General features: G+C 72.8%; 13 protein-coding genes. 10 read left to right on the top strand and 3 right to left on the bottom strand.

Annotation, left to right across the window (positions count from 1 at the left end; translation table 11 throughout):
- Positions 1-22: 22 nt before the first annotated feature.
- Both E8M80_RS13735 and E8M80_RS13730 read right to left on the bottom strand, forming a co-directional pair.
- Entirely contained in the window at positions 23-532 is a 510-nt protein-coding gene (locus tag E8M80_RS13735; protein ID WP_137126276.1) for a hypothetical protein, read from the bottom strand.
- Positions 533-823: 291 nt separating this feature from the next.
- The gene (locus tag E8M80_RS13730; protein ID WP_170979406.1) at positions 824-2035 is read right to left on the bottom strand and encodes a patatin-like phospholipase family protein; all 1212 of its coding nucleotides are present in this window, start codon (positions 2033-2035) and stop codon (positions 824-826) included.
- A 138-nt stretch (positions 2036-2173) separates the two neighbouring features.
- Here E8M80_RS13730 and E8M80_RS13725 point away from each other — a divergent pair, with 138 nt between their 5' ends.
- Together E8M80_RS13725 and E8M80_RS13720 are read left to right on the top strand one after the other, a co-directional pair.
- Complete coding sequence (locus tag E8M80_RS13725) at positions 2174-3148, top strand: tripartite tricarboxylate transporter substrate binding protein (RefSeq protein ID WP_137126274.1); 975 nt, start codon at positions 2174-2176, stop codon at positions 3146-3148.
- The gene (locus E8M80_RS13720; protein ID WP_170979405.1) at positions 3145-4245 is read left to right on the top strand and encodes a malate/lactate/ureidoglycolate dehydrogenase; all 1101 of its coding nucleotides are present in this window, start codon (positions 3145-3147) and stop codon (positions 4243-4245) included. Before E8M80_RS13725 ends, E8M80_RS13720 begins: the two co-directional genes overlap by 4 nt.
- 76 nt (positions 4246-4321) lie before the next feature.
- Here E8M80_RS13720 and E8M80_RS13715 read toward each other — a convergent pair whose 3' ends face one another.
- A complete protein-coding gene (locus E8M80_RS13715; protein ID WP_137126400.1) occupies positions 4322-4801 on the bottom strand; it encodes an Lrp/AsnC family transcriptional regulator in 480 nt (159 codons plus the stop codon).
- A gap of 143 nt (positions 4802-4944) precedes the next feature.
- Here E8M80_RS13715 and trxB point away from each other — a divergent pair, with 143 nt between their 5' ends.
- From trxB to E8M80_RS13675, 8 genes are all read left to right on the top strand, one after another.
- Complete coding sequence (gene trxB / locus E8M80_RS13710) at positions 4945-5919, top strand: thioredoxin-disulfide reductase (RefSeq protein ID WP_206035633.1); 975 nt, start codon at positions 4945-4947, stop codon at positions 5917-5919.
- Positions 5919-6812: a LysR family transcriptional regulator gene (locus tag E8M80_RS13705; RefSeq protein ID WP_137126271.1), complete on the top strand. Its 894-nt coding sequence runs from the start codon at positions 5919-5921 to the stop codon at positions 6810-6812. Before trxB ends, E8M80_RS13705 begins: the two co-directional genes overlap by 1 nt.
- Before the next feature lie 337 nt (positions 6813-7149).
- Positions 7150-8211, top strand: a complete 1062-nt coding sequence (gene rfbB, locus E8M80_RS13700) for a dTDP-glucose 4,6-dehydratase (RefSeq protein ID WP_137126270.1) — start codon at positions 7150-7152, stop codon at positions 8209-8211.
- Positions 8212-8299: 88 nt separating this feature from the next.
- Complete coding sequence (rfbA, locus tag E8M80_RS13695; RefSeq protein WP_137126269.1) at positions 8300-9181, top strand: glucose-1-phosphate thymidylyltransferase RfbA; 882 nt, start codon at positions 8300-8302, stop codon at positions 9179-9181.
- A 58-nt stretch (positions 9182-9239) separates the two neighbouring features.
- On the top strand, positions 9240-9800 hold the full coding sequence (gene rfbC, locus E8M80_RS13690; protein ID WP_137126399.1) for a dTDP-4-dehydrorhamnose 3,5-epimerase: 561 nt from the start codon (positions 9240-9242) through the stop codon (positions 9798-9800).
- On the top strand, positions 9800-10687 hold the full coding sequence (gene rfbD / locus E8M80_RS13685; RefSeq protein ID WP_170979404.1) for a dTDP-4-dehydrorhamnose reductase: 888 nt from the start codon (positions 9800-9802) through the stop codon (positions 10685-10687). Before rfbC ends, rfbD begins: the two co-directional genes overlap by 1 nt.
- 11 nt (positions 10688-10698) lie before the next feature.
- The gene (locus tag E8M80_RS13680) at positions 10699-11451 is read left to right on the top strand and encodes a GDSL-type esterase/lipase family protein (protein WP_137126267.1); all 753 of its coding nucleotides are present in this window, start codon (positions 10699-10701) and stop codon (positions 11449-11451) included.
- 193 nt (positions 11452-11644) lie between these two features.
- On the top strand, positions 11645-13027 hold the full coding sequence (locus E8M80_RS13675) for a M17 family metallopeptidase (protein WP_137126266.1): 1383 nt from the start codon (positions 11645-11647) through the stop codon (positions 13025-13027).
- The last annotated feature ends 60 nt before the right edge of the window (positions 13028-13087 follow it).

Below are 13087 nucleotides of genomic sequence, written 5' to 3'. Positions count from 1 at the left end.
GCGGCCTGCTGCCAAGGGGGGGTCAGCAGGCGGCGAGCAGCGCCCGACGTCGCGGTGCCGGCGGGCGGTTCCGCCCCGGCGCTGCGAGGCCCCGCGCCCGGCGCCAGGCGGCGTGCCGCGTCGCGACGGCGCGGGCGAGGTCCGCCGGGTCGCGGGACGCGGCGGCGGCGATGGTCGTTGCATCCGGCGCGCCGCTCGGCTCGATGTCGAGTTCGGCCTGAAGTTCCGCCACCGCCTGCATCGTGCCGGCTTCCAGCGCATAGGCGAAGAGCGCGAGGTCGGGGCCGGCCGGCAGCCGCGCCGCACCGATCGGCGCCCAGACCATGTTGCGCAGGATGCGCGCCGCGCCGCCGACGCCGAGCGCCCGCAGGCTGGCGGTATCCGTCGGCCCGCCGATCCAGACCGAGAGCAGGCCGAGCCCGACGCCGTGCGCCGAGGGGCCGTCGAGCAGCGGGTCATGCGCCAGGAAGGCGCCACGGGCGTCCATCACGGTGGCCGCGCAGGCGGCGAAGCGGTCCTGGGTCTGGGTCATGGCCGGGGCAGACTGCCCCGGCCGCGTTAAGGAAGGCTTGCGAGCGGCAGGGCGTCGTTGAATTCGGACCCCGCGCCGAAGGCGCCGTTCTCCCAACCGCGGGAGAAGGCGATGATCGGCGGCGGCTGCGGGCGGCGTTGAATTCCTCGACAACGCGGGGAAGGCCGGCGGGGTCGGCGACGCGGAAGCTCCCGCTGGGCAGGCCGGGCGCCATGGCCTGGCGCACCGCCTCGGCCGGGGCCATGCCAGCGGGCATGTCTGTGCGCGCCAGGGCCTGCGGAAATGGCGGGGCTAGACCGGCGGCTGCGTCGCCCAGTCGAAGCCGCGCGCGGCGCGCGCGAAGCCGTAGTCGAACAGCGCCCGCATGTAGGCCTGCTCGAAGGGGGTCGTGTAGGTGCCCGTGAAGTCGGCGCCGATGTAGGCGAGGTTGAAGTCGATCCGGTCGCGCTCGGCGTTCTGCCAGATGCGCGTCACGTCGTTGTAGCCGGATGCGCCGATCATGGTCGCGATGGCGCGCGCGGCGATCGACAGGGTGCGCCGGTCCACCGAGGCCCAGCTGGAATCGAGCCGCCCGTTGCGGATGACGTAGGCCGAGGCCGGCACCACCGGCAGGCCGCGGCGCTGGCGGTCGCGCCGGATGTCGGTCAGCTGCCGCGGATAGAGGAAGACCTGCGCGACCGCGCCGCCGTCCACGTGCATCTCCTGGTAGCGCTGCCCGTTTGCCTCGACGTCGAGCATGACGGGCGGGAAGGCCCCCGGGATGGCGGCGGAGGCGAGCAGGACGCGGCGGATCAGGTCCGGCGCGCGTGGGTCTCCGCTGGCCGCGATGGCGCCGATGTTCCAGATCGCGGGCAGCTGCGCATCGAGGTTGGTCGTCGCCACGAGCAGCAGCCGGCCCTCGGCGTGGGCCTGCGCGATCGCCGCCAGCATCCGGTCGTCGAGCGAGCGGGAGATGGTGCGGAACAGCGGCGCGTTGTCCGCCATGGCGTCGTTCAGGATGGCGGCGAGCAGGCCGCGCGGCTCGAGCACGTCGGCCGGCGTGATGTCGGTGTAGACGCGCTTGAGCGCGTCGTCCCACGCCGGCCCGAGATAGGCGAAGGGCGCCGTCAGTGCGCCGGTCGAGACGCCGGTGACGATCTCGAAGGTGGGGCGCGTGCCGGCTGCGCTCCAACCGCACAGCAGGCCCGCACCGAAGGCGCCGTCCTCCCCGCCGCCGGAGACGGCGAGCATGTTGTAGCGCGGCATCTGTTCGAGCCGCCGCAGGCCGAGGTGGCGCAGGCGCCGCGCCACGGCGGCGGCGAATTCGGCCTGCATCGCGCCATAGCCCTGCGGCAACAGAAAACGCTCGTTCGGCAGGCCGAGCACGCTCGCCTGCGCCACTTCCGCCTGCGGCACGGCGGTGCTGCGCCCGGGCGCGGCGCAGCCGGGCAGGACGCCGGCGGCGGCCAGGCCGCCGAGGCCGAGGAGCCCTCGCCGGGCAAGGGTTCCGGAAAACCGCTCCATCCGTGGTGATCCTTCGATGATGCGCCGCGCGGAGCCTCCTACAGCGGCGGGCCGGAAGGCGCCACAGGTGTCCGCGGTTGCCGACCGCCGCGGCAGCGCACATCCTCCCCGCAACCCCATCGGGACGGAGGAACGACCATGGCCACCCGCCGCGCCGCCCTCGGCGCGATCGTCGCAACGGGGGCGCTCGCGTTGCCGCGCATCGCCCATGCCGCCTGGCCGGCGGACCGGCCGATCGAGGTCATCGTGCCCTACCCGCCGGGCGGCGGCGTCGACACCATGGCGCGCGTCGTCCTGCCGGCCGTGCAGGCGAAGCTGCCGGGCGCCCGCTTCGTGGTCGTGAACCGGGCGGGCGCCGGCGGACAGCTCGGCTGGGAAGCCGCCTTCGCCGCGGCGCCCGACGGCTACACCCTGGCCGCCACCAGCGTTCCCGCGCTGGTCACCTATCCGATGGAGCGGACGGTGCGCTACCGGCCGCTCGACTTCACCTTCATCGCCAATGTGGTGGACGACCCGGGCGGGCTTTTCGTGCGCGCGGATTCGCCGCTGCGCACGCTCGCCGACCTGGTCGCCGCGGCCAAGGCGCGGCCGGGCGCGCTGTCCTACGGCAGCACGGGCATCGGGTCGGATGACCACCTTCTGGTGATCGGGCTCGAGGACCGGGCGGGCATGCCGCCGATGACGCATGTGCCCTTCAACGGCATGGCGCCGCTCGGCACCGCGCTGGTCGGCGGGCACATCGACATCGGCGCCTTCAACATGAGCGAGAGCCTGGCGCTGTTGCAGGCGGGGCGGATCCGCTCGCTCGGCCAGGCTTCCCTCGCGCGCTGGTCCGGCACGCCCGAGGTGCCGACCTTCGCCGAGCAGGGCCAGAACCTGGTCAGCGGCGCGACGCGCGGCATCGTGGGCCCGCCCGGCCTGCCCGCCGAGGTCGCGCAGCGGCTCGAAGCCTCCTTCCGCGCCGCGATGGCCGAGCCCGCCTTCGTGGCCGAGACGCAGCGCATGGGCCTGCCGCTGGCGCCGCGCATCGGCGCCGATTTCCGCAGCGACGTGGTCGGGCTGGAACGCGACCTGCGCGGCCTCTGGCAGCGCCGGCCCTGGCGCGAATCGTGAGTGCCGCCCCGGCCGTGGCCGAGGCGGCGACGCTGCATGTCGAGGCCGGCGCACTGGCGGGCTTCGTCCGCGCCATCGTCGCTGCCACCGGCTGCGGGCCCGAGGAGGCGGAGGAGGTCGCCCGCCACCTGCTGGAGGCCAACCTGCAGGGCCACGACAGCCATGGCATCATGCTGGTCCCGCGCTACGTCCAGCACGTTCGGGAAGGGAAGCTGCATCCCGGCGCGGCGCCGACGCCGGTGCGGCAGGACGCCTCCCTGGCGCTGTTCGACGGCAACATGGGCTACGGCCAGCATGTCGGGCGGATCGCGATGGACTGGGCGATCGGCGCGGCGCGCGCGCATGGCCATGCCGTGATGGGGCTGCGCAACGTCCACCACATCGGCCGCGTCGGCACCTATGGGGAACAGGCGGCGGCGGCGGGGCTGATCTCGGTCCATTTCGTCAACGGCGTCTCGGGGCCGCCGGCGGTGGCACCCTTCGGCGGGTCCGACGCGCGGCTTTCCACCAACCCGGTCTGCATCACCATCCCGCCGGCGCGGGAGGGGGATGCGCCGCTGGTGCTGGATTTCGCGACCTCGGCCATCGCGCTCGGCAAGTGCCGGGTCGCCTTCAATGCGGGGCGCGCGGTGCCGGAGGGCGCGCTGGTGGATGCGACGGGCCAGCCCACGACCGACCCCGGCGTGCTCTATCGCGACACGCCGCGCGGCGCGCTGCTGTCGTTCGGCGCGCACAAGGGCTACGGGCTCGCGCTGGTCTGCGAGATCCTGGCCGGCGCGCTGCTCGGCGGCGCCACCGCCTGGCGGCCGGAGATGCGCGAGCGGGGGATCGTCAATTCCTGGCTCGCCTTCGTGCTGGACCCGTCGCGCTTCGGGGACCCCGGGGCGTTCCGCGCGGAACTCGCGGCGGTCATCGCCGACGTGAAGGCCTCCCCGCCCGCTGACCCCGACAGCCCGGTGCTGGTGGCCGGGGAGAAGGAGCGGATCACGAAGGCGCAGCGGCTGGCCGGGGGCGTGCCGGTGGATGCGACGACCTGGGGCAACCTGGTCGCGGCGGCGCGCAGCCTCGGCATCAACGACGTGCCGGTGGCCCGCTGAGGCCAGGCGCGGGAGGCTGCCGTGTCCGGGGCGCCCGTCCCTCGGGTCCGGTTCGCCCGCGGTCGCCGCCGGGCCGCTACCCGATCGGCACCCCCGCCGCGTCCTTCGCCGTGCGGATGGTCTGCAGCGTCTGCACCCGCAGCACCGCCGGCGCGCCGGTCAGGCGCCCGGTCAATTCATTCTCGTGCGCCGTGTCACGGGCCACGAGCCGCAGCAGGAAGTCGCCGCCGCCTCGGATCATGTGGCATTCGCGCACCTCGGGCCAGGAGGTCGCGAGCGTCTCGAAGGCGTCGAGCACGCTCTGCTTCTGCGACTCGAGGCCGACCAGGGCGAAGAAGGTCACTTCCCAGCCGAGCGCCACCGGATCCACGTCGGCATGGTAGCCGCGGATGATGCCGGCCTCCTCCAGCCGGCGGACGCGCCGGAGGCAGGGCGGCGCCGAGAGGTTCACGCGCCGCGCCAACTCGACGTTGGTCATGCGCCCGTCGCCCTGGAGCTCGGCGATGATATGCCGGTCGACGGCATCGAGGTCTGAATCGTCCTGGTCGCGGGGCATGGATCGCATCGCTTGTTTCGTTGCCCGCCAGCGCGGGTCCGCGCAATATCATTGCACGCGAGGACAGCATCAAGGCATCGGGTTGTGACAGGCGCGCGCCTGTCCGATATCGGATGCAGCACAGCAGGACTGGAACGGGACCCGTGGCCGAGACGCACCGCACCCGCCTTCTCATCATCGGCGCCGGCCCGGCGGGCTACACGGCCGCGATCTATGCCGCCCGCGCGGGCCTCGCCCCCCTCGTGGTCGCCGGGCTGCAGCCGGGCGGGCAGCTCACCATCACCACCGATGTCGAGAACTACCCGGGCTTCGCCGAGGCCATCCAGGGCCCCTGGCTGATGGAGCAGATGCAGAAGCAGGCCGAGCATGTCGGCACGCGGGTCGTGGCCGACATCGTCACCGCCGTCGACCTCGGGCGCCGGCCGTTCCGCGCAACGGGCGATTCGGGCGACACCTACGAGGCGGACGCGGTGGTGATCGCGACGGGCGCGCAGGCGAAGTGGCTCGGAATCCCCGGGGAGAAGGAACTGGGCGGCTTCGGCGTGTCCGCCTGCGCGACCTGCGACGGCTTCTTCTACCGCGGCAAGGACGTGGCCGTGATCGGCGGCGGCAATTCCGCGACGGAGGAGGCGCTCTACCTGTCGAACCTCGCGCGCCACGTCACGCTGATCCACCGGCGGGATTCCCTCCGCGCCGAGAAGATCCTGCAGCAGCGCCTGTTCGCGAAGCCGAACGTGACCGTGATGTGGGACACCATCACCGAGGCCGTGCTGGCCGATCCGGGCGGACGCGTGCCGGTCGCGCGCGGCCTTGCGTTGCGGCACGCGAAGACGGGCGCGCGGTCGGAACTCGCCGTGGACGGCGTCTTCGTGGCCATCGGCCACGCGCCCGCCACGGCCCTGTTCCGGGGCCAGGTCGGGATGGACGAGGGCGGCTACATCACGACCGTCCCGGGCACGACGCGGACCTCGGTCCCCGGCGCCTTCGCGGCCGGCGACGTGCAGGACAAGGTCTACCGCCAGGCGGTCACCGCCGCCGGCACCGGCTGCATGGCGGCGCTGGAGGCCGAGAAGTTCCTCGCGGCACAGGATGCCGGAACCGAGCAAGCCGCCGCGTGATGCCGATCGACTGGGACAAGCTCCGCGTCTTCCACGCCGTGGCCGAAGCCGGGTCCTTCACCCATGCGGGGGAGACGCTGAACCTCAGCCAGTCGGCCGTCTCCCGCCAGATCCAGGCGCTCGAGGAGGCGCTGACGGTCCCGCTGTTCCACCGCCACGCCCGCGGCCTGATCCTGACCGAGCAGGGGGAGACGCTGAACCGCACGGTGCGCGAGGTCTTCGCCAAGCTCGCCATGACCGAGGCGCTGCTGACCGAAAGCCGCGAACGCCCGGCCGGCCGGCTGAAGGTGACGACGACGACCGGCTTCGGCAGCGCCTGGCTGGCGCCGCGCCTGCGCCGGATGCTCGACACCCACCCCGAGATCAGCGTGACCCTGCTGCTGGACGACAGCGACCTCGACCTCGCGATGCGGGAGGCCGATGTCGCGATCCGCATGCACCCGCCGAAGCAGCCGGACCTGATCCAGCGGCACATCGCGACCTTCGGCTGGCGCGTCTGCGGCTCGGCCGCCTACCTGAAGGCGACCGGCATCCCTCAGCGCGTCGAGGACCTCGATGCCCACCGCCTGATCGTCTATGGCGACTACCGGCCGCCGATCGACAACATCAACTGGCTTTCCGAGGCTGGCCGGCGGCCCGGCACCCCGCGCCGCGCGGCGATCGAGATCAATTCCCTGCCCGGGATGCTGGAGGCGGTGCGCAGCGGTCTCGGCCTCGCGGCGCTGCCGGACTACATCGGCGGCCATTTCGACGACCTGGTGCAGGTGCTGCCGGGCGTGAAGGCGCCGCGGATCGAGGCCTTCTTCGTCTATCCCGAGGAAATGCGCCACTCGAAGCGCGTCTCGGTGTTCCGGGACTTCCTGGTGGCGGAACTGGCGAACACCGGACATTGAAGGATCGGTTGCTGTCGTAACGACAATGTGTCCGGGAGCCATGCAGGCGTCGCATGGCCGATTGGTGGAGAACGAGAATCCCGCATGAGGCGGGGACTGTATGTTGACGACGTCCGGCGACTAGCCCGGACGGGGTCCTTCGGATCCCTCGTCTCCCAGACGTGAAGCCTCCCTGTTGACTTAGGCCCGGGCCCGCTTGCGGGTTCCGGGCCTTTTCTTTTTCGGGTGCAGGGCTCCTGGCTGGACGGGAAACCGACGAATTGCCTAGATGATGCCGTCATGTCCTGCGCCAAATGCACGACCTGAAACCGAACCTGCCCGGCGGACTTTCTCTTCCATGCCCCTCCTGATCACCGGCGGCCTAGGCTTCATTGGCTCGGCCGTCGTCCGCCGCCTGCTCGCGACGACCGAGGAGGTCGTGGTCAACCTCGACAGCATGACCTATGCGGCGAGCCCCGAGAGCCTCGGCGACTGGCTCGGCCACCGGCGCCATGTTCATGTGAAGGCCGACATCTGCGACCCGGGGGCGGTGCGGGAGGTCTTCGCCACGCACCGGCCATCCCGCGTCATGCACCTTGCGGCGGAATCGCATGTCGACCGGTCGATCGACGGGCCGGCCGAGTTCATCCGCACCAATGTCGTCGGCACGCAGGTCCTGCTGGAGGCGGCGCGGGAGTACTGGTCCTCGCTCGAAGGTCCGGCCAAGGCGGAGTTCCGCTTCCATCATGTCTCGACCGACGAGGTGTTCGGCTCGCTCGAAAGCCGTGACGAGGCGCCCTTCGACGAACACACGCGCTACGATCCGCGCAGCCCCTATTCCGCCTCCAAGGCGGCCTCGGACCATCTGGTGCGCGCCTGGCACCACACCTACGGCATGCCCTGCTTCGTCTCGAACACGACGAACAACTACGGCCCCTGGCAATTCCCCGAGAAGCTCATCCCGCTGGTGACGCTGAACGCACTCGAGGGCCGGCCGCTGCCGGTCTATGGCGACGGATCGAATATCCGCGACTGGATCCATGTCGAGGACCACGCGGAGGCATTGGTGCTGGCGCTGTTCCGCGGCCAGCCCGGCGCGACCTATTGCCTCGGCCCGCGGCAGGAACGCAGTAACCTCGAGGTGGTGCGCGCCATCTGCGCGACGCTCGACCGGCTGCGCCCCGACCCGGCTGGCCCGCGGGAGCGCCTCATCACCTATGTCCGCGACCGCCCGGGCCACGATTTCCGCTACGCGATGGACCCCTCCGGCGCCGAGGCCGCGCTCGGCTGGGCGGCGCGCCACGATTTCGAAACCGGCCTCGACCAGACCATCCGCTGGTATCTCGACCATGAGGCCTGGTGGCGGCCGATCCGCGACAAGCGCTATGCGGGACAGCGCCTGGGGGGTGTCACGGCGTGATGACCGACAGGCAGGACATGCGGCCCGAGGCGACCCATCGGGCCGGGAGCCCGCAGCGCGACCGCGCCCGGCGTCTGAGGGACGAGACATGAAGGGCATCCTGCTGGCCGGCGGCTCGGGGACGCGGCTGCATCCGATGACGCTGGCGGCGTCGAAGCAATTGCTGCCGGTCTACGACAAGCCGATGGTCTACTACCCGCTGGGCACGCTCATGCTGGCGGGCATCCGCGACATCCTGCTGATCTCGACGCCGGCCGACCTGCCGGCCTTCCGTCGCCTGCTGGGCGATGGCAGCCAGTTCGGCGTGACGCTCACCTACGCCGAGCAGGCGAAGCCCGAGGGCATCGCCCAGGCCTTCCACATCGGCGCCGACTGGCTGGGCGGCGAGGCCTGCGCGCTCGCCCTCGGCGACAACATCGTCTACGGCCACGGCCTGGTGGAACAACTCCAGGCTGCGGTCGCGCGCGCCGAGGCCGGCGAGGCGACGGTCTTCGGCTACCGCGTGGCGGACCCCGAGCGCTACGGCGTGGCGGAATTCGACGCCGCCGGCCGCGTGCTGTCGATCGAGGAGAAGCCGGCCGCGCCGAAATCCGACTGGGCGGTGATCGGGCTCTATTTCTACGACCGGCGGGTGACGGCGCTGGCGCGCGACCTCGCCCCCTCGGCGCGGGGCGAGCTCGAGATCACGGACCTCAACAAGGTCTATCTCGGCCTCGGCGCGCTCTATGCGGAACAGATGGGCCGCGGCTGCGCCTGGCTCGACGCCGGCACGCCGTCCTCGCTGCTGCAGGCGGCGCTGTTCGTGCAGACGGTGCAGGAACGCCAGGGCCTGCAGGTCGGCTGCCCGGAGGAGATCGCCTTCCGCATGGGCTTCATCGATGCCGACGGGCTGCTGGCGCGTGCGGAGGCGCTCGGCAAGACCGCCTATGGGGCGTATCTGCGCGATGTCGCGGCCGGGAAGCACGCATGAGGGCGCCGGGCGTCGCAACCGCGCGCAACGTCCCAGCGTCTTGCGGTCCATGCCGCCGATGAAGGTCGAGCCGCTTGCCATTCCCGGCCTCCTGCTGGTCGAGCCCGCCCGCTTCGCCGATGCGCGTGGCTTCTTCAGCGAGGTCTGGTCGCGCCGCGCCCTGGCGGCGGCCGGGCTCGATGTCGAGTTCGTGCAGGACAACCACTCGCTCTCGCGCGAGGCCGGCGTCGTCCGCGGCCTGCATTTCCAGCGCCCGCCCGCCGCGCAGGGCAAGCTCGTGCGCGTGGTGCGCGGGTCGATCCTCGATGTCGCCGTCGACATCCGGGAGGGCTCGCCCACCTACGGCCGCCACGTCGCCTGCGTCCTGAGCGCCGCGAACTGGCAGCAATTGTGGGTGCCGCGCGGCTTCGCGCACGGCTTCGCGACGCTCGAGCCCGATACCGAGGTCCTCTACAAGGTCGATGCCTACTACGATCGCGCGGCCGACGCCGGCATCCGCTGGGACGATCCGGCGATCGGCATCGACTGGCGCGTGGAGAACCCGATCCTGTCCGACAAGGACCGCGCCGCGCCGCGCCTGGCCGAGATTCCGCCGCCCTTCCCGAAGGGGTCGTGGTGATGCGCCGCGTCCTCGTCACCGGGCGCGGCGGGCAGCTCGCGACGGCGCTCGAGGCCGCGCTGCCGGCGCAGGGCTTCGAGCCCATCCTCGTCGGCCAGCCGGAATTCGAGTTCGACCGGCCCGGGACCGTCGCCGCCGCCTTTGCCGCCGCACGTCCCGACGCTGTTGTGAATTGCGCCGCCTGGACCGCCGTGGACGCAGCCGAGGATGACGAGGCGGGCGCCTTCCGTGCCAATGCGCTCGGCCCCGCCATGGTCGCTGCGCAATGCGCCGCGGCCGGCCTGCCGCTGGTGCAGGTGTCGACCGACTACGTGTTCGACGGCCGGAAGGGCGCCCCCTATGTCGAGGATGACGCGCCCAACCCGCTCTGCGCCTATGGGCGGACGAAGCTGGCCGGGGAATGGGCGGCGCTGGCGGGCAACCCGCGCACCATGGTGCTGCGCACCGCCTGGGTCTTCGCGCCGATGGGCAACAACTTCGTCCGCACCATGCTGCGGGTAGGCGCCGGGCGGCCCGAACTGCGCGTGGTCGCCGACCAGCGCGGCAGCCCGACCGCGGCGCCGGACTTGGCCGACGCGATTGCCGCCGTGCTCGCGCGCATCCGCACGGCCGGCTGGCGGGACGAGCATCGCGGCGTGTTCCACGCGGTGGCCGCCGGCGCCACCACCTGGCATGGCTTTGCCGAGGCGATCTTCGCTGCGGCCCCGCCCCATGGCGGGCCGTGGCCGCGTGTCGCCCCGATCACGACTGCCGAGTATCCGACCAAGGCCACGCGTCCTGCCGATGGGCGGCTCGACGCCGCGCGCCTCGGCCGCGTGTTCGGCGTGGCGCTGCCGCCCTGGCAGGACGGGCTCGCGCGCGTGATGCGCGCGCTGCACGCGCCGTGACGGGGCGGCGCATGATGGCCGGGCTCGCGCCGGCACTCGTCGCGGCCGCACTGGCCATCGCCGCGCCCGCGGCGCGCGCCGCCGACCCCGATACCTGCCCGCCGACCGCCCAGCCCGCCCTGGCCCTGCCGCGCTTCGCCGATGCCGCCACCTCGCCGGCCGGCGTCAGGATCATCACCTTCGGGTCCTCCTCCACCGCTGGGGCCGGGGCGAGCGAGCCGCGCCGCGCCTATCCGCCGCAACTCGAGGAACGGCTCGGCCGCGCGCTGGCCGGCGTTTCCGTGACCGTGGTGAACCGCGGCGCCTCGGGCGAGGACGTCACGCACATGCTCGCCCGGATCGACACCGAGGTCCTGGCGCGTTCCCCCGACCTCGTGGTCTGGCAGGTCGGGGCCAATGCGGCGCTGCGCCGGATGGACCCCGAGCGCTTCCGCCAGAACCTGCGGACGGGGCTCGAGAGGCTGCGCGGCGCGGGCGTCGATGTCGTGCTGCTCGACAATCAGCGCGCCCCCGCCATCGTCGCGCAGCCCGGCCATCGCGACTATGATGGCATCCTGGCTGAGGTGGCCGCCGCGGTGCCCGGCGTGCGGCTGTTCTCGCGCGGGGCGCTGATGGAGGCCTGGGCGGAGGCCGGGGTGCCGCCCTCGGCGCTGATCTCCCCCGATGGGCTGCACCACAACGACCGTGGCTACGCCTGCCTCGCCGAGGCGCTGGCGGAGGCGCTGCTCGCGGGCCTGCCCGAGCGCGCACTGGCCGCGCGATAGGGCACTTTCCGCAGGACCGGCATCAGGTCGGTCGCCCGCCGCAGGGTACGACAATCCCCGACAAATCATTTCATTGCGCCGCGTGCATATCGCTCTTGCGGAATGAATGCTGGAATCGCTTACGTGAGCAGAGCAGAATGAATTGGAATTCTCGTGATTGCCCGCTCCGCGTTCGCGGTTCCGTGAGGAGGCGATGATGCTCAAGGGCCTGACGGCCAGGGCGATGGGGGCGCTTCCGCTGCACGCGGTGCGGGCGGATGGGCTCGCCTCGTTCCTGGGCGGGCTGCCGGCCGATGCCGCGGCGTTCCTTCGGGCCACGGGCTTCACGGCGCGGCAGGGGGAGATTGCGCTTCTTCCGGGCGCGGAAGGGTTGGCCGGCGCCGCGGTGGGGCTCGGGCAGGAGACCAGCCCGTGGGCCTTCGGTGGGCTGGCGCATGCCCTGCCGTCCGGATCCGCCTGGCGGCTCGGGCCCGGGCCGCATGACCCCGCGCTCGCGACGCTCGGCTGGGCGCTCGGTGCCTACCGACCGTCCCGCCACAAGCCGGCGGGACCGCCGCCGGCGGTGCTCGAAGTGCCTGAGCAGGCCGCGGAGGCCGTGATGGCCGCCGAGGCGATCTGCGCGGCGCGCGACCTGATCAATGCGCCCGCGGCCGACCTGGGCCCCGGGGAACTGGCCGTCGCGGTCGCCTCGCTCGCCTCCCGCCACGGCGGCACCTGCGAGATCGTGAGCGGCGAGGCGCTGGACCAGGGCTTCCCGGCGGTCGCCGCCGTCGGGGCCGGCAGCCCGCGCGCCCCGCGCGTGGCGGTGCTGCGGTGGACCGGGGCCGAGGACGGGCCGCTGGTCGCGCTCTGCGGCAAAGGGGTCTGCTTCGACACCGGCGGCCTCGACCTCAAGGCCGCGTCGGGCATGTTGCGGATGAAGAAGGACATGGGCGGCGCCGCGGTGGTGCTGGCGGCGGCCGAGATGGTGATGCGCAGCGCGCTGCCCGTCCGCCTGCTGGTGCTGGTCGGCGCGGTGGAGAACGCCGTCTCCGGCACCGCCATGCGCCCGATGGACGTGCTGCGGACGCGCCGCGGCCTGAAGGTCGAGGTGAACAACACCGACGCCGAGGGCCGTCTCGTGCTGGCCGACCTGCTTGCCTTCGCCGCCGAGCAGGAGCCGGACATGCTGATCGACTGCGCGACCCTGACAGGCGCGGCGCGCGTGGCGCTCGGACCCGACCTGCCGGCGCTGTTCAGCAACGACGATGCCCTGGCCGGGCGGCTGCTGGCCGCCGGCGCGGCGGTCGACGACCCCATGTGGCGCATGCCGCTGCATGACGGCTACGAGTCCTGGCTCGACACGCCCTTCGCGGACCTGTCGAACGTGTCGGCCAAGCCGATGGCGGGCGCCGTGGTCGCGGCGCTGTTCCTGCGCCGCTTCGTGCCGCCCCGGCTGCCCTGGGCGCATCTCGATCTCTATGCGTGGAACGACCAGACCCGGCCCGGTCGTCCCGAAGGCGGCGAGGCGCATGGCGCCCGCGCGCTGCACGCCATGATTGCCCGCGCCTCTGCCGAGGCCGGCCCGTCGCCCTGACCCGGTTTTCCGACCCCGTCCCGGAGGGACGGCCACCCGAGGCGGGACCACCGCCCAGCG

Source organism: Roseomonas sp. HF4 (genome assembly GCF_005222755.1).
In the GTDB taxonomy this organism is placed as follows: Bacteria; Pseudomonadota; Alphaproteobacteria; order Acetobacterales; family Acetobacteraceae; genus Neoroseomonas.
This window is presented reverse-complemented; position numbering and strand designations above follow the sequence as displayed.

Coding starts and splice junctions, on each gene's coding strand:
- E8M80_RS13735 (WP_137126276.1), bottom strand. CDS start 532: ATGACCCAGACCCAGGACCGCTTCGCCGCCTGCGCGGCCACCGTGATG.
- E8M80_RS13730 (WP_170979406.1), bottom strand. CDS start 2,035: ATGGAGCGGTTTTCCGGAACCCTTGCCCGGCGAGGGCTCCTCGGCCTC.
- E8M80_RS13725 (WP_137126274.1), top strand. CDS start 2,174: ATGGCCACCCGCCGCGCCGCCCTCGGCGCGATCGTCGCAACGGGGGCG.
- E8M80_RS13715 (WP_137126400.1), bottom strand. CDS start 4,801: ATGCCCCGCGACCAGGACGATTCAGACCTCGATGCCGTCGACCGGCAT.
- E8M80_RS13705 (WP_137126271.1), top strand. CDS start 5,919: ATGCCGATCGACTGGGACAAGCTCCGCGTCTTCCACGCCGTGGCCGAA.
- rfbB (WP_137126270.1), top strand. CDS start 7,150: ATGCCCCTCCTGATCACCGGCGGCCTAGGCTTCATTGGCTCGGCCGTC.
- rfbA (WP_137126269.1), top strand. CDS start 8,300: ATGAAGGGCATCCTGCTGGCCGGCGGCTCGGGGACGCGGCTGCATCCG.
- rfbC (WP_137126399.1), top strand. CDS start 9,240: ATGAAGGTCGAGCCGCTTGCCATTCCCGGCCTCCTGCTGGTCGAGCCC.
- rfbD (WP_170979404.1), top strand. CDS start 9,800: ATGCGCCGCGTCCTCGTCACCGGGCGCGGCGGGCAGCTCGCGACGGCG.
- E8M80_RS13680 (WP_137126267.1), top strand. CDS start 10,699: ATGATGGCCGGGCTCGCGCCGGCACTCGTCGCGGCCGCACTGGCCATC.
- E8M80_RS13675 (WP_137126266.1), top strand. CDS start 11,645: ATGATGCTCAAGGGCCTGACGGCCAGGGCGATGGGGGCGCTTCCGCTG.